The sequence below is a fragment of the Arthrobacter sp. NPDC058127 genome, assembly GCF_042884555.1.
Lineage (GTDB): Bacteria > Actinomycetota > Actinomycetes > Actinomycetales > Micrococcaceae > Arthrobacter.
On record NZ_JBHVTT010000026.1, the window covers coordinates 38966 to 55850 of the forward strand.

Here is a 16885-nt window from a genome sequence, read left to right on the forward strand (position 1 = left end):
CGACCCGATATTCGGCTGGGTATATCTCCATTGTCAGTGATACCGGTGTCTTTCCGCGACACTTACGGATGGAATTTGCTGGAATGCGGCTAACTTTGATGTAGATTCTATTCATGGATTCCCTGTCGCATCGGACTGCAAGCCTCATGGATGTTGCGCGCCTCGCCGGCGTTTCACGTTCGACGGCGGCGCGGGCGTTGGGCGGGTATGGATCCGTCAGTAGCGAGCTTGTCGCGATGGTGGTCGCTGCCGCGGAAACCCTGGGATACCGCGGAAATGCCCTTGCCCGCAGTGTTAGCTCGGGGCGGTCCCACACCATCGGCGTGGTTGTCAGCGACATCGAGAATCCATATTTTGCCCGGGCAGTCAGGGGTATCGCGGACAAAGCCAAAGAATCCGGGTTCGACGTGATCCTTGCCAACACGGATGAGAACGTCGAGGCGGAAAGGGCTGCGGTTCAGGTCTTCCTCGACAAGAGGGTGGACGGATTGGTGGTTGCTTCCGCGACGCGGAGCGATTCAGCACACTTGCTTGATGTTGTCAGGATGGAAAGGCCCCTGGTTCTTTTTGACCGGCGGCCGGACGATGTCGTTGCGGACCGGGTGGGGACGGATTCATACGCTGACGCCCGCAAGGTTCTGGCTCATCTGGCGGAGCATGGTCACCGAAGGATTGCTTTCGTCTCGGCGACCACCAAGACGCCGGCTGAACTGGAAGCAGGGCACCCGTTGCCTATTTCGACCATTGCGGACCGCGTGCGTGCCATCAAGGACGAGTCCGCCGAGACCGGCCTTGAGTACCAGTTCATTTCGGGAGTCATGAGCCCTGAATTCACCCATGCCGCCGTAACTGAGCTGCTGCGCTCTCCTGGCCGCCCCAGTGCCCTGATTATGTCTTATAGCCGCCTGGCCCTCCCTGCCTTTCAAGCCATCAAGGCGCTAGGGCTCCGGGTTCCGGATGATGTGTCCTTGGTTTGCCTGGATGACACCGACTGGATGACCGTCAGTGCGCCTCCCGTCTCCGCCGTGCACGTCCCGTCTTACGAACTGGGCGTTCGTGCCGCGGAGATCCTGCTTGCCAGAATTGCCGGTGGCGGGCCCGAATCAACAGATCACCTTCTTCCCACTGAGTTCGTGGAACGCGAATCAGTGGGACACCTCAGCCTCGCTACTCCGTAATCTCCGCGCTCTGGCAGCAGCGGTAGCCAGTGCCCTGGCCGGCCGCTCGCGACCGCAGGGCGCGCCTTCCAACCGTGCCTGCCGGGTGCTGCGCTTGCCTTGAATCCTGCCCGAATGCGCCGGCGTCGATGTAGCAAATCAAAAAACTATTGATGAAGATACCGGTGTCCTGTACGGTTCGTCAGAAGAGACACCGGTCTCTCCGAGAAGAATGATACCGGTGTCTCAGATGGCGATGACGCATGTTTCAAACGTGAACATTCTCTGTAAATTGCATGTTTAAATCTCAGAAATATCTCAAATTTCATTGACCTCACTGGTTTACTAAAGAAATACTTTAGTTGCACCCAAGGTGACGTAGCTCACCGGATGCACCCCACCAGTGGTAAGACGCCGATAGATCTAGGAGTTTCACTCATGACAGGACAGACCAAGCTGTGGGGCGGCAGGTTCGCCGGCACGTCGAGTCCGGAGCTGTCCCGCTTGTCCCGCTCGGACCCTCGCTACTTTGCTTTGGCCCCTTATGACCTTCATGGTTCCCGGGCCCACGTCCGTGAGTTGAACCGGGTGGGACTCATCAACGACGACGAGCTGCCCGGCTTCCTCTCCACGATCGACGAGGTGGCGCATGATGTTGCGCAGGGAAAGGCAGTTCCACAGCAGGGCGACGAAGATGTCCACACCTTCTTGGAGCGCCTCTTGATCGAGCGCATGGGACCCGTTGGCGGCAAGATCCGGGCAGGCCGGTCCCGCAATGACCAAGCAGCCAACGATCTTCGCCTATACATGCGGGACAAGGTCCGCGAGGTCAGCGCCCTCGTGCTGGAGCTGGCCGAAGCATTGGCGGGGCAGGCCGAGCAGCACCTTCGCACCCCGGTGCCGGGATTCACCCACCTCCAGTCGGCGCAGCCTGTGGTCTTCGGCCACCAGCTTCTGGCCCACGCCCAGCCGCTGCTGCGGGATTTGCACCGCTTCCAGGATTGGGACCGCCGATCAGCTGTTTCCCCGCTCGGCGCAGCAGCTCTTGCCGGTTCGACTTTCGCGCTCCACCCCGAGCTTGCCGCCCGGGAGCAGGGGTACGAAACGAGCGCCGAGAACTCGATCGACGCCGTCGGAAGCAGGGATGCGGCAATCGAATTCCTGTTCGTCTGCTCCCTGACTTTGATCGACATCTCCCGTCTGTGTGAAGAAATCATCTCCTGGGCATCCCAGCAATTCGGCTGGATCCGCATGGATGACGTCTACTGCACGGGCAGCTCGATCATGCCGCAGAAGAAGAACCCCGACATCGCCGAAATTGCCCGGGGGAAGTCAGGCCGGGTCCTTGGCGACCTCATGGGCCTCATGGCCAGCGTCAAGTCGCTTCCCCTGGCTTACAACCGGGACCTCGCGGAAGACAAAAACGCCGTCTTCGACGCGGTGGACACCCTGGAGGTGGCGCTTCCGGCCCTCAGCGGGCTGGTGCGCACCTTCACGGTCAACGTCGAGGTCACCACAAAGCAGGCGACGGCGGGGTTCACCCTCGCCACTGAGGTCGCCGATTGGCTTGCCAAGCAGGACATCCCGTTCAGTGAGGCGCATGAGATTTCGGGGGCCTTGGTCCGTTTTTGCGAAACGAACGGATTGGACTACGGGGATCTCAGCACTGAACAGCTCGTATCCGTGGACCCCCGCCTCACACCCGAAGTGAAATCGGTCCTCACCATCGAAGCCGCACTCGAGGCACATTCCGGGTTCGGTGGAACCGCACCGCATCGCGTTGCGGAACAGCTCACCCGCCTGCGGGCGAACCTTGACCAGGTGAAGAGCTGGACCGGCGACTATCAAGGCCTTCGGGTCACGCCGGAAGACCAAGGCTAGAAAGGTGGTCCGTGCCGTGACCATACTCTCAGCCGCACATCGATCCCTAACCTAGGAACAGCCAGGAACAGCTATGAATACTCAAATCGAGCCGCGCGTCGCGAGCGACGTGCCAGAGCTGAAAATTGTCCCGCGCCGCCACATAGGCCGCTGGGCCGGCGCGGCCTTCGTCGTGTTGCTGCTGGTCTGGCTGGGAATCTCCTTTTCCCGCGCGCAGATCGACTGGCCCACCGTCCAGGAATACCTGACCGTCCCGGTGCTAATCCAAGGAATTGGCGTTGCGATCATCCTGACGGTCGTCGCGATGGTCATTGGCGTTGCCTTGGGCGTTATCACGGCCGTCATGAGGCTGTCCAAGAACCCGGTGGTGTCAGGGGTGGCCTGGCTGTACATCTGGGTTTTCCGCGGAACCCCGGTCTACCTGCAACTACTCATGTGGTTCAACTTGGCCCTCATCTTCCCGTATATCGGGATCCCGGGGGTGTTCCAGGGAAGGATGATCGACCTCCTGACGCCGTTCGTGGCGGCCTCGATCGGCCTCGGCCTCAACCAGGGCGCCTACACCTCCGAGGTGGTCCGCGGCGGCATCCTGTCCGTCGACGAAGGGCAGACCGAAGCTGCCCAGGCAATCGGCATGACCCGGCTACAGGCAATGCGGAAAATCGTCCTGCCGCAGGCCATGCGGGTCATCATCCCGCCGCTCGGCAACGAGGTGATCGGCATGCTCAAGACCACCTCGCTCGCATCGGCCATCGGTGTGAGCGAAATCCTCTCCGAAGCCCAGCACATCTACTACGTGAACAACCGAATCATGGAACTCCTGATCGTGTGCGCCGTCTGGTACCTGGGAGCGGTGTCGCTCCTGAGCATCGGCCAGTTCTACCTGGAGCGCTTCTTCGCCAAGGGTTCTTCCAGCAAACAGCTTCCACTGACACCGCTCCAGCACCTGAAGAAATTCTTCGGCACCAACAGAAAGGCCATCCGATGAGCGACGTCCTTGTCCGGGCTGAAAACGTCCACAAGAGCTTCGGCCTCAATGAGGTCCTGAAAGGGATCAACCTCGAGGTCAGGTCCGGCGAAGTGGTCTGCCTGTTGGGCGCTTCGGGATCCGGCAAAAGCACCTTCCTGCGCTGCATCAACCACCTTGAGACACTTTCCAACGGCCGTATCTGGGTGGGTGACCGTGTGGTGGGCTACCGGCAGGACGGGAACCGCCTGTTCGAGCTTTCAGACAAGCAAGCTGCCCGGCAGAGGCAGTCCATCGGCATGGTCTTCCAGAGGTTCAACCTGTTTCCCCACCTGACCGTCCTGGAAAACATCATCGAAGGCCCGGTCCTGGTCAAGAAGGAAAAACCGGCCGACGCCCGCAAATTCGCTTCCGAATTGCTGGCACGGGTCGGGCTCGCAGGCCGGGAGGTCTCCTACCCCCGGCAGCTCTCCGGAGGCCAGCAGCAGCGCGTGGCAATCGCCCGGGCGCTGGCCATGAGACCGGAACTGATTCTTTTCGATGAGCCGACCTCGGCATTGGACCCCGAGCTCGTGGGCGAAGTCCTCGATGTCATGAAGGACCTCGCCCTCTCGGGCCTCACCATGATCGTGGTGACCCACGAAATCGGCTTCGCCAAGGAAGTCGCTGACCGCGTGGCCTTCATGCACAACGGACAGATCGTCGAGATGGGGCCGCCGTCGGAAGTCATCGGAAACCCCCAACACGAACGCACGCAGGCTTTCCTGTCACGTGTCCTCTAGCCGCTTTACCCCCATCGCATCCCGCCCCCTCACAACAAACGGAGCCAACATGAAGCACCTCAAGACTGCTGCCCGCCTCGCCGCGGTGGCCGCCGCCGCAACCCTCGGCCTGACCGCCTGCGTGGGCGGACCGGTTGCCGCCCCTTCCGCATCCGCCCCTGCCGGTCTCCCACAGGAAATCAAGGATGCCGGAAAGCTGCGCATCGGACTCTCTCCCGATTTCCCCCCGATGGAATTCCGGGACAATGACAAGAACCTGGCAGGCCTGGACATCGAGCTCCAGCAGAAGCTCGGCGAAGCCCTCGGCGTGAAGGTCGAGGTAGTGGAATCGCCGTTCGACCAGCTGATCAACTCGGCCCAGACCGGCCGCGTCGATGTGGTCATGTCCGGCATCTCGGACACCATGGAACGCCAGAAAACCGCGGACTTCGTGGACTACTTCAAGTCCCAGGGCCGCCTTTACACGTCCGGAAGCCGGGCAGGCGAGTTCACCAAGCAGCAGGACGCTTGCGGCAAGAAGCTGGCTGTGAGCGGAAAGACCGACTACTTCGAGCAGGTCAAGGCCCTGAGCAAGACACTCTGCACGGACAAGGGCCTGCCGGAGATCAGCATCCTTCCCACGGACTCCGGGGCAGCCGCACGCTTGCAGATCGATCAGGGACGCGTGGACCTGGCCGTCCAGGGCGCCGAGAACCTCGCGTACTTCGACAAGACCGAGCCCGGGAAATACAAGGCAGTGCTTGATTCCCTTCCGGCCAAGCCGTTCGGAATCCTCGCTAAGAAGGGCAACACCCAACTCGTGAACGCCATCCAGGACGCCCTCAACAAGGTCAAGGCCAGCGGCGACTACCAGAAGATCTTGGACAAGTGGGGCCTCGGCTACGGCTCGATGACCCCGGAAGTCAACGGCGTCAAGTCTTGATCCCGTTGAACAACCAAGCGGGAGCGGCGGTGTGGCCCGCAAGCAAGCGGGCCGCCGTCGCCCTCGCTTTCGATCTGGACGGTCCCACGGGGGACGCCATGCTCAAGGGCACCATTTGGGACCGTCCCGAGTATTTCACCCAAGGCGCTTACGGCCCTTGGCGCGCCTTGGACCGCATCCTCGGGCTCCTTGAGCGGCACTCCTTCCCGGCAACGTTCTTCACCCCTGCATGGGTGGTGGAGACCTGGCCGGAACAATGCCGTCGGATCGTGGAGCAGGGACACGAGGTGGCGCACCATGGCTACCGGCACGAGAAATACTGGGACCTCAGCACGGAACAGCAGCGCGAGGTCATCGAAACCAGCCAGCGGATCTTCCACAACGTCCTGGGAACCACGGCCGTCGGTTTCCGGACTCCGTCGGGGGACTGGCGCCCCGAGACGCCGGCGCTCCTGGAGGAACTCGGCTTCGAATACTCCAGCTCCATGCGCGGCGACGACCGGCCGTACTTCCATCCCGGCGGAGTGCTCGTGGAGATCCCGGCCCGCTCCGAAATGGACGACTACTCGTCACTCGCGTACACCACCAATCCGGACTGGCCCTCGGGCGGCGACCGGATAGCGAGTTACGAACTGACCTTGGACAACTGGATGCGCGAATTCGATGGCTACCGCTCCGAGGGTCTGTGCCTTTCGACGATCTTCCACCCCAAGGTGGTGGGCCGCCCGGGCCGTGCCGCGCTGCTGGACCGCTGGATGGAACACATGGGCGCCCAAGACGACGTGTGGTTTGCCAGTTGCCGGGACGTGGGCCGCTGGTGGCAATCGCGGCAAGCACCCGATCTGCGGGAGAAGGCATGATGACGACGCCGGAACAACAGTCCCCGACGCCGGAGCAACAGTCGCGCGGCCCTGCCCGTTGGCCGGACGGCAAGGAGAGCGCCTTCGTCCTCACCGTGGCGTTCGAAGCCGAACTGTCCATCCTCTCGGCGGCCCCGGACGCCGTCGACCGCGCCAAAAGCCTTTCCGTGGGGCAATATGGCGCGACACGCGGCGTCGATCGCTTGCTCGCGGAGCTTGAGCGCAGCGGCACGCGGGCCAGCTGGTTCGTCCCCGGGCGCAACCTGGAGGCCTATCCGAGGCAGCTCGAAGCGGTGGTGGCGGCAGGCCACGAACTCGCCAACATGGGCTGGGCGCTGGAGGATTTCGGCAGCCTGGACCTCACCGGGCAGCTGGAATCGATCCTCAGGGCGCAGGAGGCTTTCCATGACCGACTCGGCTTCCGGCCGGAGGGTTTCCGGGTTGGTCGAGGATCGTATGCCCACGGCCTGCCCGCGGCACTGGCAGACCACAGCTTCAGCTGGTCCTCCTCGTGGCATGGCGACGACATTCCGCATTTCCACGCAGGGGACGCGCGCCGACTGGTAGAGATCCCCAGGCACCACGAACTGGACGATTTCCCCTATTTCGTCTTCAACCTTGACCCGCCGATTCCCAAGGGCAGCCCGCGCATCGCCTCCACCCGGGAAGTACTGCGAAATTGGATCATCGAATTCGAGGCCTACCGTACCGAGGGTCTTTGCTTCGTGCTCACCGTCCACCCGGAGATCATCGCGACCCCGGGCCGAATCGGGATGCTGCGCGAATTCATGGACCATGTAAACCGCCACGAGAACGTCTGGGTTGCCACGGGCAGCGAGGTCGCGGCATGGTGGCGCGACCACGGCGAACCGAATTCAGCCGGCCATCCCGCGGAAATCTTCCACACCATCACCACGTCAGGCAAAGGCAAATGAACCATTCCCGGAGCGCTTCCGAGATCTTTTCAGACTTCATCACCTCGCTCGGCTTCCAGGACATCCCGGACAGCGTGAAGCATCGGGCGAGGCTCCACATCCTGGATACGCTCGGCGCCGGGATCGCGGGGGCTGCTTCCCGGGAAGTCGCCATCAGCCGTTCGGCGCTCTTGGCCGGGTATGGCCTGGCGGATGAGGCCCAGGCAAGCGGTGGCTTGCCCGGTCGCGCCGACAGACCGAAGGCTGTGCCGCTCTGGGGAGCTCCGGCCGTGGCCCCGCCGCTTGCCGCCGCCTTCATCAATGGCGTCGCCAGCCACGCCTTTGAGCTGGACGATTCCGGCGGCTGCGATCATTCCGGGGCTGTTGTCCTCCCTGCAGCCCTCGCCGCGGCCGCCATGCGTGACGAGCCGGTGCCGGGCGCGCAACTCATGCACGCGGTGGTGGCCGGATACGAGCTCGCCCGCAGGGTCCAGGACGCTTTGGGCGGGTACGACGCCGTCAATAACCTTGGATGGCACTCCACCGGCGTTTGCGGTACTTTCGGCGCTGCCGTGGCCGCAGGCATCATCCTCGAACTCGATTCTAGGCAGATGGCATCAGCCATCGGGCTGGCCGGTTCCTTCACGGGCGGAACTTGGGCGTTCATCGGAGATGGTGCCATGTCCAAGCGCATGCACGTGGGCCGGGCCGCCGAGGCCGGACTTAACAGCGCCCTGTTAGCTCGGGGCGGCTTCACCGGTCCCGCTGACCTCTTCTCCGCGCCCTGGGGCAGCTTCCTGAAGATCTACGGCGGAAGCTCAGGTGTGTCCACGGACGAGTCGGCAATCCACGCCACCTTGGGCAAGGATTGGCAGATCGACAAGGCTTCCATCAAGCCGTACGCCAGCTGCCGCAGCACGCATTCCGCCATTGACGCCGCCCTGGAACTCCAACGGAAACACGGCTTCACTACGGAGGACATTCGCGGCATCACGGTCCGGACCAGCTCCCTGATCATGGACATGTGCGGCAAAATGGATGTGTCCTCCCTGGTATCGGCACAGCTCAGCATGCACTTTGCCGTGGCCACGGCCCTGCTCCGCGGCGGCGTCGGGCTGGACGACATCACTGAACAAGGCAGGACAGATCCCCGCGTCAGCGCGCTGATGGGACTAATTTCGCTGGAACTGGATCCGGCCCAGCAGGGCGGATCCGCCGAACCATACCTCACCGTCAGCACCGCCGACGGCGACTACTCGCTCCAGGCTGTTCGGGCGCGCGGAGCGTCCACCAACAGGCTCAGCGACGAGGAAACCATCGGGAAGTTCATGTCCCTGGCCGGTGCGCGCCTCGCGCCGGATGACGCCGTCGAACTCGTCAATCTGGTCACTCGGCTGGAGGACGTTCCGGACATCGCGCGCGTGCAACAACTGCTGAGCGCCTCCCGCGAGGCGAGCGTCATCAGCTAGCTACGGCCCAGAAACGCCAGCCGCTGCTTCGGCTTCGGCCCGAGAGGTCACCGTGACGGAGGCGGCCGGAAAGCAGCCTGGGCTTGCACCCGGCTAAGGAGGGCGCAAGGGATCACGCTGCGTGCGCAGGCCATGAAGACCGAGGCACTCCTCGCGTCCGTAGCCAGGTTCCGTCCGTTCATCGACGGCAACAGAGGTACTGCATGGACGCTCATGGTCCAGCTGCTGTGGAGCAACCGCCACCGGCACGACTTCAACCCCGACGAGGGGTTCGCCTTGGTCGTGGGTGTGGCCGCTGATGACATTGACTTGCAGGGCAGCGCCGTCCTGATCGAGCAACATTTGATTCGACGGTAGGTCCCGTGAGTGGGATCCCAAGCTGATTGTCGGAACTCCTTGACGTGCGGTAGGTGGGGGAATCTGCAGGGGTGAGATTTGGGGTGCGTACAACATACACACTTTGTCCATCGGACTGGGCCGTACCGGTGCCGGATTGGCCCGTACTGGCTATGTTTTCGGGAGTTCCCAGTGTTTCCGTGGCCCGGAATGCGGTTCGAGTCCCACCTCGGGCACAGTGTTTCCGCTCGTCAGAGGGGTTTTTGCTTTAACGTGTGTACAAAGCTTGTAGTGGCGTCCCTCTGACGCTTGGTTGGCGGGCCGGCGCTGGCTGCCGCGGTGGCCTATGAAGGTGTTTGGGGTGGCGGGTTCAGGGTCCCGGCGCGACCCCAAACACCCATTCTCGGGATGGATTGAGAGGTCCGGATGTAGTGCTTCTCCGATGAACGCTTGCCCGTTTGGTGCAGCACATTTGTTCTGTCGCTCCCGTCCGGCCGACGATGGAGAGTTCCACAGATCCGCGCGCTCTGTGATGTCCCGCCAGACGAGGCCATCCGGTTGAAGCCGGACGGAGGACGCGGGCGCCAGTGTCACGCCGAGACCGCACTTGACCATCGCGAGTTGGGAATTGATCGAGTTGGCATAGTGCTGCGCGTTGGGGCTGAAGCCCGCCTGTCTGCATGCCGCAACGAGTTCGACGTGATATTCCGGCGAGATCGACCGGGGGAGCCAGACCCAGGAGTCGCCCCGGAAATCGGACAGACCGCCTTTTCTTCGGCAAGCGGGTGGTCCTTGGGGGATGGCAATGGCCAACGTGGTCCCGGACCACGATGCTTATGCCTTGAGGCTTTTCTCCACGATGGGCAGGCACTCATTGCGGCTGTGTTCGACATGCGCGAAGGCGAGGGCTGCGGCGAGCTCGGAGTGTCCTTCGGTGATCGCCTGCACGATGGCGCTGTGCTCGTGGTGTTGCACGAGTTGGTCGCGGTCGGAGGCCACATGGAAGAGTCGGCGGACCTGGCCGTTCACTGGCGACATGAGCCTTCTGAGGAGATGGCTGCCGCTGAGCTCAAGGATCTCCTCGTGGATCTTCGAGTTGATATCCGCGATAAGGTTCTCGTTGTTCTCCTGCAGGGCAGCCTCCGCAGCGCCCAAGAGGTCCCTCAGCCGGCTTGCGTCGGTGCCGCCCGCGCAGGCCTGGGCCGCGAGCCGGGTGCCGAGGACTTCGAGACTTGACCGCACGTCGAACAGCTCGGTGACGGCCTGGACGGTCAGGTGGGTCACGACCGCCCCACGCCGGGGCAGGGTCTCGATGTAGCCTTCGCTCTCGAGCTGGGGGAGTGCCTCGCGTACGGGCACTCGCGATACCTGGAGTTCGAGCGCCACATCCCGCTCGCGGATCCGCTGTCCCGGAGGGAAGGTGCCGTCGATGATCCGCTCGCGGATCCACTCGTACACGTTGCCGGCGCGCGACGTCGAGACCGCCACGTTCGTTGCCTCTGCTGTCACAAGATTCCCCTCTGGATGGCCACAACGTCTTAAGCATGCACGGAACTTTCTTGGCATGCCAATCATCTCCTAAGAGTCTTGGTTATTGCAATATTTTTCACACTTCGCACTATTTGGCATACCAAAAGTGATCTATGGTGATTGGCAACACACCTGGAAGGAGTCCCTGTGACCCTCATTCTTAGCGCCTCGGACCTCGCCGCCTCGGCAGATATGGGCGCAACTATCCGAGCGATAGAGGCGAGCCTGGCAGACCAGGCGCGCGGCGCGGCCGACCAGCCCGGCCCGCTATCCATGCGGCTACCGGATACCGACGCGCGGTATCTCGTCATGGCGGCCGCATCGGCTCCGCAAGGCCTGGTCGCTTCAAAGCTGCTCTGTGACATCCCGTCTAACGCACGGGCCGGTCTCCCTAGCCAGCGTTCGTCGATCGTTCTGACCGACCGGGCCACGGGGGAGACCCTCGCGCTTCTCGACGGCCGCGTGCCAACGCGGATCCGCACGGCGGCCATGACTGCGGTCGCTTCGCGCCACCTCGCCCGGCCCGAGAGCCGCATCCTGGGCCTCGTCGGGGCCGGGGCTCTCGCCATAGCGCATGTGGAGGCGATAATGTCCGTCCTACCGATTGACACCGTTATCGTTTGGTCGCGCACTGCCGAGACTTTGGACAGGTTCCGTCGGGCTGTCGAGCCCGGCGGAACCGAGGTTATCCGGGCTGAAGGTGTTCGCGAGGTCGTGGAAATGAGCGACGTCGTCTGTACGCTCACTCCCTCGGAGTCCCCTATTGTCCTTGGGCGGTGGTTCCGGGACGGGCTGCACGTCAATGCCGTCGGGGCGCGTCCGCGCCCCGACCACCGCGAGCTCGACGCCGAGGCGATGTCCCGCTCGCGGGTCGTTGTTGACAGCCTTGAGACGGTCCTGGCCAAGTCGGGGGACCTGCTGCTGGCAGTCGACGAGGGGGCGTTGGCACTCACCGACGTCGCTGGCGAACTCGGGCAGGTCATCATCGGTTCGATTGCGGGACGGGAGGGCCCGGATCAGATGACGCTCTTCAACTCCGTTGGCATGGGGCTGCAGGACCTTGCTATCGGGAGGCTCCTCTACGACGCGGCGCTCGAGCGGGGCCTGGGCGTACATGTCAATCTCTCCGACTGAGTCCCAGATAGCGTTTGGCATGCCAAAACCGAAAAAACTCCTCGCAAGATGATGACACAGGTCACATTTGATGGAACCATGTATACCAAATCTCCTTAAGCACCACTTCTCCCAAACAAACAGAAAGGCACAGTGATGGCATCTACGCAATCACTACTGGAGCGGATGGACGGCATGCGGGTCGGCAGGCCTCATATCCAGCTCGCGTTAATCGGAGGCCTTGGGCTGCTCTTTGATGGCATGGACGGTTCACTCGTCTCCTACATCCTGCCGATAATCAAGCCGCTCTGGCATTTGGATGGCGCCCAGTCCGGACTCATCGGCAGTGCGCTGCTCATCGGCATCTTCATCGGTTCGATCGGCGCCGGAGTCCTCGGCGACCGGATCGGCCGCCGGCGCATCATGATGTACGCCCTCGCGCTCTACGCGGCGGCGACAATCGCGGCCGCATTCTCCCCGAGCTGGGAGCTCTTCTTCATTTTGCGGATCATTGCGGGCATCGGCATCGGCGCCGAATCGGCCATCATCCCGACCTTCATCGCGGAGTTCATCCCCAAGCACCGCCGCGGCTTCTTTGTCGGAGCCGTCGCCGGGTTCTTTGCCCTTGGCTACGTGAGCGCTGCCCTGATCGGCACCACGGTCGTCGCGGGACTTCCCGAAGGCTGGCGAATCGGCCAGCTCATCTCCGCCGCGCCCATCGTGATGCTGCTCTGGTGGCGGCGCGTGCTCCCCGAGTCCCCTCGGTGGCTGCTGACCCGCGGCCGTTACACCGAAGCGGAAGAAGTGGTGCTCGGCTTGGAGGAAGGACGACTCGTTCGGGCATGGCACGGGCCCCAGACCACCGCCGGAACCACAGCACCGAAAGCCCCACCCCTGTTCCAGCACGTTGATCTGTGGCGGCACGGGAACGCTCGCCGCACCGCGGTGGTCTGGCTGCTCTGGATCGCCGTCACTTTCTCCTTCTATGGGTTCTTCGTCTGGATTCCCTCGCTCCTCGTGACGAAGGGAATGACGGTCACTGGCAGCTTTACCTATTCCCTCATCATCACCATCGCGCAGATCCCGGGCTACTACAGCGCCGCGTTCCTCAACGAAAGGCTCAGTCGGCGCGTCACGATCGCGCTCTATCTCCTAGGCGGAGCCGGCGCGGCGTTCCTCCTCTCCCAAGCGTCGAACGAAGGCGCCATCCTCCTCACGGGCTCACTCCTCTCGTTCTTCATGAATGGCTGCTACGCAGGCCTTTACGCCTACACACCGGAGGTCTACGGGACCAAACTGCGGGCAACCGGCATGGGCAGTGCCTCCGCGTTCGGACGGGTCGGCGGCATCACCGCACCGATCCTCATCGGTGCCGCCTTCCCGGCGCTGGGCTTCGGGGGCGTGTTCACGATGATCATGGCCGTCCTGGGCGGCGCCGCGCTGGTCGTCCTCGTCTTCGGACTCTCGACGAGCGGACGCTCTCTTGAGGAGATCGAGGGCGGGTCAGCGGATGAACCGGGGGAAGAAGCGGGGCCCGACGGCGGCAGCCCGACCTCCGTCGCGGGCGTACCCCGGACCGTGCGCACCAGTGAAGGAGGTGGCCATGGCAGTTCGCTCTGACCCTGGACGCTCCCGCGCCGCCACGATCGTCCTTCGTCGGGCCCACATCCTCGACGTCGCGAGCGGGGAGCTCAGCCCGCCGCGAACCATCGTTGCCCGGGACGGCGTTATCGCCGAGATCTCAGACTCGACCCGCACGGTGCCGGATGCCGTCGAAATAGACGTGGAAGGTCAGACGGTCCTCCCGGGTCTCATCGATGCCCACGCCCACGTTACCCAGGCGTCCGGGGACTTCAACGAGATCCTGTCCTGGTCGCCGCAGTACCACGCGGCCCGCACAGCCCGGGTCCTGCACGAGATGCTGCTGCGTGGCTTCACGCTTGTCCGGGACATGGGCGGGGCGGACACCGGACTGGCCCGCGCCGTCGACGAGCGGCTCGTGACCGGCCCCCGCCTCAAGGCGGGTGGCCCGATCTTCGCCCCGACCGGAGGGCACGTCCTCACGAAGGTCTGCGACGGCGAAGTCGAGCTTCGCCGGGCACTGCGGGCCGAGTTTCGCGATGGTGCCGACCACGCCAAGCTCACTCTCTCGGGCGGCGTCGTGTCGAAGATGCGCCTCGAGGCACTCGGCTTTTCTGACGCGGAGGTCCTCGCCGCCGTCGATGAGGCCCGTCTCGCCCACCGGTACATCGCCGCGCACGTGTATACGGCCGAGGCCGTGGCACGCGCGCTGCGTCTCGGCGTCCGCACGATCGAACACGGCAACCTGCTCGACGACGAGTGCATCCGGCTCTTCCTTGAGCGGGACGCCTTCTACGTCCCGACGCTCGCCACCTACTGGGCGATCCTCTCCGGGGTGACGGGCCACGGGCTCGACGCCGCCAAGAGGGCGGCAGTGGAGGACATCTTCGAGCGCGGGCTCGAATCGCTCGCCAAGGCCTCGGTCGCGGGGGTCCGAATCGGGTATGGGACGGATCTCCATGGTGAGGGTCTGCCGCTGCAGCTTGAGGAGTTCCGGTTACGCGCGAGGGTACAGGAACCGCTTGAGGTGCTTCGCTCGGCCACCATCGTCAGTGCCGAGATCGTCGGGGAGGCCGGCCGCGCCGGCGTCGTGGGCGAGGGAGGGTACGCCGACCTGATTGTGGTCGACGGAGATCCCCTCTCAGACATCGGCGTCCTTGCCGACGGGCGCTCGCTTCGGCTCGTACTTGTTGACGGCGACCCTGTGCGCCCGGAGTAATCTATCGGCAGTGCCTGTATCGGGACTCCCGCCGCGACGTCCTGGGCGAATGAATCTGATTGGACCATTGTGGGACCAAGAACCGTAAGCAAAGTCGCGATCTTGCGTCTTGTTTGGGCCCTAGCCAACCTCCCATCGTGAGTGGTGGGATCCCTCCCGGCGAGGCCGACAACAGCCGGATGCTGAAGTACCGTTTCCGGGCCGGCCGCGAACTGGCTTGTGCTCGACCATCCCCGGGCGTCCGGCAGAATCCCGACCGGAAGCGATGCGGTCCGCCGCTTCTTGGGCAAAGATGGACGGTTAGCTGAGTCAGCGATCCGCTACAGCAAACTGGCTATGTTTCCGGTCCAGCTTGGCCTTGTTGTTGCTTATCGTGGGGACCGAATCCCCGAACGTGTATGCCGCCGACGAGGATCCACCAGTAGGAGTCATCCGCCTCCAGACGTCGGATGAGGGTCTGTCGCCCCAAGTCCTCGGCGGGATTGGGGAGGCCAACCAGGCTGGATCGCAACCTCCCGTACCGCCGGACGACCGGCTGCAACCACTTCAAAACAAGCAACAGGACTCCTTCGGGACAGGACATGCTTGGGAGGGGCTTCCGGAATCATGAGTATGAGGCCCCCGGAGCGGCTAATTCTCCCGACGGCCGTCCACGAGGCGCGGCACGCCGAGGGGGTTCTCCTCGCGCAGGGCCTCGGGCAGCAGATGCTGCGGGAAGCCCTGGTAAGCGACGGGCCGCAGGAAACGTTCGATCGCGGCTGTGCCCACTGAGGTGCTGCCGGCCGCCGTCGTCGCCGGGTAGGGGCCGCCGTGCTGCTGGGCATACGTGACCGAGACGCCAGTAGACCACTGGTTCCAGAGCACTCGCCCGGCCTTGCGTGCGAGGATCTCCACGAGCCCGTCCACCCGGCAGGAATCCGTTCCGTGGATTGTCGCGGTCAGTTGGCCCTCGAAGGTTTCAGCGATCAGCGGAAGCTGGGACTCGTCGTCGTACGCCACCACCACAGCAGTGGGGCCGAAGCACTCGGCCTGGAGCGCGTGCGGTTCGGCAAGCATGTCCGTGGCTGTGGTCAGCAGGAGGGTGGGGCTCGGCGGGTCCGCCAGGGGATCGGTGCCCTGGGCCAGGACGTTCAGCCGGGGGTTGGACTGCAAGCCCTGCAGCCCTTCGACGTAGCCGGACTGGATCCGATCGTTGAGGAGAGGCATGGCCGGAGGTAGGACGGCGTCGCGCAATGCATCCACCAGGCCGGAATCCGCCGGGACGAAGAGCGTGCCGGGCTTGGTGCAGAACTGTCCCGCCCCAAGCGTGAAGGAACCGACGAAGGCCTCGGCAATCTCCGGGCCGCGCTCTGCGGCCGCAGCCTCGGTGACGAAGACGGGGTTGTTGCTGCCCAGTTCGCCGAAGAAGGGGATGGGTTCCGGACGTGAGCTCGCGATGTCGAAGAGTGCGCGTCCGCCCGGAATGGAACCTGTGAAGGCACCGGCCTTAATCCGGGGATCGCGCAGGGCGGCGGCTCCGGCGGCGGTTCCCGTGATGAGCGCGAAAGTGCCCTCGGGAGCGCCGGCCGCGGCAAGGGCTGAGGCGATAACCTTGGCGGTGAGTAAGGAAAGCCCGGGATGGCCGGAGTGGGCCTTGAGCAGCACGGGGCTTCCGGCAGCAAGTGCCGAGGCAGTGTCTCCACCGGCCACCGAGAACGCGAAGGGGAAGTTGCTTGCCGCGAACACGACCACCGGCCCCGACGGCGCCAGTACACGGCGAATATCCGGCCGTGGAGCGCCCATAGGCCAGTCGGCGTCGGCGTGGTCGATCCGGGCGTCAAGGTAACCGCCGTCGCGCAGCAGATCCCCGAAAAGGCGCAGTTGGAAAGTGGTGCGCTTGAGCTCATCGCGGAGGCGGACCTCGGCTAGGCGGGTCTCGCGCTGTGCCACGGGGACCAACTGGCCGGCGGCGGCGTCGAGGGCGTCGGCGACGGCGTCGAGCAGCTTTGCGCGTTCGGCAGGCCGCAAGGCGGCGAGGTGCGCCGCGGCGGACTGGGCAGCAGCCAGGAGGGATTCCAGCTCGGCGTCAGTAGTGGGCGTTACGGCGCCGGCGTTGGATTGCTGGCCGGGCGTGTTTTGGGCGACGGTGGTCATGCTCGGTCTCCTTTCGGGAGG

General features: G+C 64.0%; 15 protein-coding genes. 12 read left to right on the forward strand and 3 right to left on the reverse strand.

Features of this window, described 5'->3' with window-relative positions:
- Positions 1 to 113: 113 nt before the first annotated feature.
- The 9 genes from ACFVTG_RS22930 (at position 114) to ACFVTG_RS22970 (ending at position 9309) form a co-directional block, all read left to right on the forward strand.
- A complete protein-coding gene (locus ACFVTG_RS22930; protein ID WP_390283040.1) occupies positions 114 to 1178 on the forward strand; it encodes a LacI family DNA-binding transcriptional regulator in 1065 nt (354 codons plus the stop codon).
- A gap of 417 nt (positions 1179 to 1595) precedes the next feature.
- Positions 1596 to 3038 carry an argininosuccinate lyase gene (gene argH / locus ACFVTG_RS22935; RefSeq protein WP_390283041.1) on the forward strand — a complete coding sequence of 481 codons (1443 nt, stop codon included), beginning with the start codon at positions 1596 to 1598 and terminating at the stop codon, positions 3036 to 3038.
- A 73-nt stretch (positions 3039 to 3111) separates the two neighbouring features.
- A complete protein-coding gene (locus ACFVTG_RS22940; RefSeq protein ID WP_390283042.1) occupies positions 3112 to 4026 on the forward strand; it encodes an amino acid ABC transporter permease in 915 nt (304 codons plus the stop codon).
- Entirely contained in the window at positions 4023 to 4787 is a 765-nt protein-coding gene (locus tag ACFVTG_RS22945) for an amino acid ABC transporter ATP-binding protein (RefSeq protein WP_390283043.1), read from the forward strand. The genes ACFVTG_RS22940 and ACFVTG_RS22945 overlap by 4 nt, the downstream gene beginning before the upstream one ends.
- 49 nt (positions 4788 to 4836) lie before the next feature.
- Positions 4837 to 5709, forward strand: a complete 873-nt coding sequence (locus ACFVTG_RS22950; protein WP_390283044.1) for an ABC transporter substrate-binding protein — start codon at positions 4837 to 4839, stop codon at positions 5707 to 5709.
- Positions 5706 to 6569, forward strand: coding sequence for a polysaccharide deacetylase (locus ACFVTG_RS22955; RefSeq protein ID WP_390283045.1), 864 nt, complete (start codon positions 5706 to 5708; stop codon positions 6567 to 6569). The genes ACFVTG_RS22950 and ACFVTG_RS22955 overlap by 4 nt, the downstream gene beginning before the upstream one ends.
- The gene (locus ACFVTG_RS22960; protein ID WP_390283046.1) at positions 6566 to 7504 is read left to right on the forward strand and encodes a polysaccharide deacetylase family protein; all 939 of its coding nucleotides are present in this window, start codon (positions 6566 to 6568) and stop codon (positions 7502 to 7504) included. Before ACFVTG_RS22955 ends, ACFVTG_RS22960 begins: the two co-directional genes overlap by 4 nt.
- Positions 7501 to 8952 carry an MmgE/PrpD family protein gene (locus ACFVTG_RS22965; protein ID WP_390283047.1) on the forward strand — a complete coding sequence of 484 codons (1452 nt, stop codon included), beginning with the start codon at positions 7501 to 7503 and terminating at the stop codon, positions 8950 to 8952. Before ACFVTG_RS22960 ends, ACFVTG_RS22965 begins: the two co-directional genes overlap by 4 nt.
- A 132-nt stretch (positions 8953 to 9084) precedes the next feature.
- A complete protein-coding gene (locus ACFVTG_RS22970) occupies positions 9085 to 9309 on the forward strand; it encodes a hypothetical protein (RefSeq protein WP_390283048.1) in 225 nt (74 codons plus the stop codon).
- Positions 9310 to 9459: 150 nt separating this feature from the next.
- On the opposite strand, the gene ACFVTG_RS22975 is transcribed toward ACFVTG_RS22970, so the two are convergent.
- Complete coding sequence (locus tag ACFVTG_RS22975) at positions 9460 to 10101, reverse strand: LysR family substrate-binding domain-containing protein (protein ID WP_390283049.1); 642 nt, start codon at positions 10099 to 10101, stop codon at positions 9460 to 9462.
- 21 nt (positions 10102 to 10122) lie between these two features.
- Positions 10123 to 10797: a GntR family transcriptional regulator gene (locus ACFVTG_RS22980; RefSeq protein ID WP_390283050.1), complete on the reverse strand. Its 675-nt coding sequence runs from the start codon at positions 10795 to 10797 to the stop codon at positions 10123 to 10125.
- A 168-nt stretch (positions 10798 to 10965) separates the two neighbouring features.
- On the opposite strand from ACFVTG_RS22980, the gene ACFVTG_RS22985 reads away from it, so the two are divergent.
- The 3 genes from ACFVTG_RS22985 (at position 10966) to ACFVTG_RS22995 (ending at position 14731) form a co-directional block, all read left to right on the forward strand.
- Positions 10966 to 11952, forward strand: a complete 987-nt coding sequence (locus ACFVTG_RS22985; RefSeq protein WP_390283051.1) for an ornithine cyclodeaminase family protein — start codon at positions 10966 to 10968, stop codon at positions 11950 to 11952.
- A gap of 135 nt (positions 11953 to 12087) precedes the next feature.
- Positions 12088 to 13551: an MFS transporter gene (locus ACFVTG_RS22990; RefSeq protein ID WP_390283052.1), complete on the forward strand. Its 1464-nt coding sequence runs from the start codon at positions 12088 to 12090 to the stop codon at positions 13549 to 13551.
- Complete coding sequence (locus tag ACFVTG_RS22995; protein ID WP_390283053.1) at positions 13535 to 14731, forward strand: amidohydrolase family protein; 1197 nt, start codon at positions 13535 to 13537, stop codon at positions 14729 to 14731. The genes ACFVTG_RS22990 and ACFVTG_RS22995 overlap by 17 nt, the downstream gene beginning before the upstream one ends.
- A gap of 630 nt (positions 14732 to 15361) precedes the next feature.
- On the opposite strand, the gene ACFVTG_RS23000 is transcribed toward ACFVTG_RS22995, so the two are convergent.
- Positions 15362 to 16864, reverse strand: coding sequence for an aldehyde dehydrogenase (NADP(+)) (locus tag ACFVTG_RS23000; RefSeq protein WP_390283054.1), 1503 nt, complete (start codon positions 16862 to 16864; stop codon positions 15362 to 15364).
- Between the last annotated feature and the right edge of the window lie 21 nt (positions 16865 to 16885).

Coding starts and splice junctions, on each gene's coding strand:
- ACFVTG_RS22930 (WP_390283040.1), top strand. CDS start 114: ATGGATTCCCTGTCGCATCGGACTGCAAGCCTCATGGATGTTGCGCGC.
- argH (WP_390283041.1), top strand. CDS start 1,596: ATGACAGGACAGACCAAGCTGTGGGGCGGCAGGTTCGCCGGCACGTCG.
- ACFVTG_RS22940 (WP_390283042.1), top strand. CDS start 3,112: ATGAATACTCAAATCGAGCCGCGCGTCGCGAGCGACGTGCCAGAGCTG.
- ACFVTG_RS22945 (WP_390283043.1), top strand. CDS start 4,023: ATGAGCGACGTCCTTGTCCGGGCTGAAAACGTCCACAAGAGCTTCGGC.
- ACFVTG_RS22950 (WP_390283044.1), top strand. CDS start 4,837: ATGAAGCACCTCAAGACTGCTGCCCGCCTCGCCGCGGTGGCCGCCGCC.
- ACFVTG_RS22960 (WP_390283046.1), top strand. CDS start 6,566: ATGATGACGACGCCGGAACAACAGTCCCCGACGCCGGAGCAACAGTCG.
- ACFVTG_RS22965 (WP_390283047.1), top strand. CDS start 7,501: ATGAACCATTCCCGGAGCGCTTCCGAGATCTTTTCAGACTTCATCACC.
- ACFVTG_RS22970 (WP_390283048.1), top strand. CDS start 9,085: ATGAAGACCGAGGCACTCCTCGCGTCCGTAGCCAGGTTCCGTCCGTTC.
- ACFVTG_RS22990 (WP_390283052.1), top strand. CDS start 12,088: ATGGCATCTACGCAATCACTACTGGAGCGGATGGACGGCATGCGGGTC.
- ACFVTG_RS22995 (WP_390283053.1), top strand. CDS start 13,535: ATGGCAGTTCGCTCTGACCCTGGACGCTCCCGCGCCGCCACGATCGTC.
- ACFVTG_RS23000 (WP_390283054.1), bottom strand. CDS start 16,864: ATGACCACCGTCGCCCAAAACACGCCCGGCCAGCAATCCAACGCCGGC.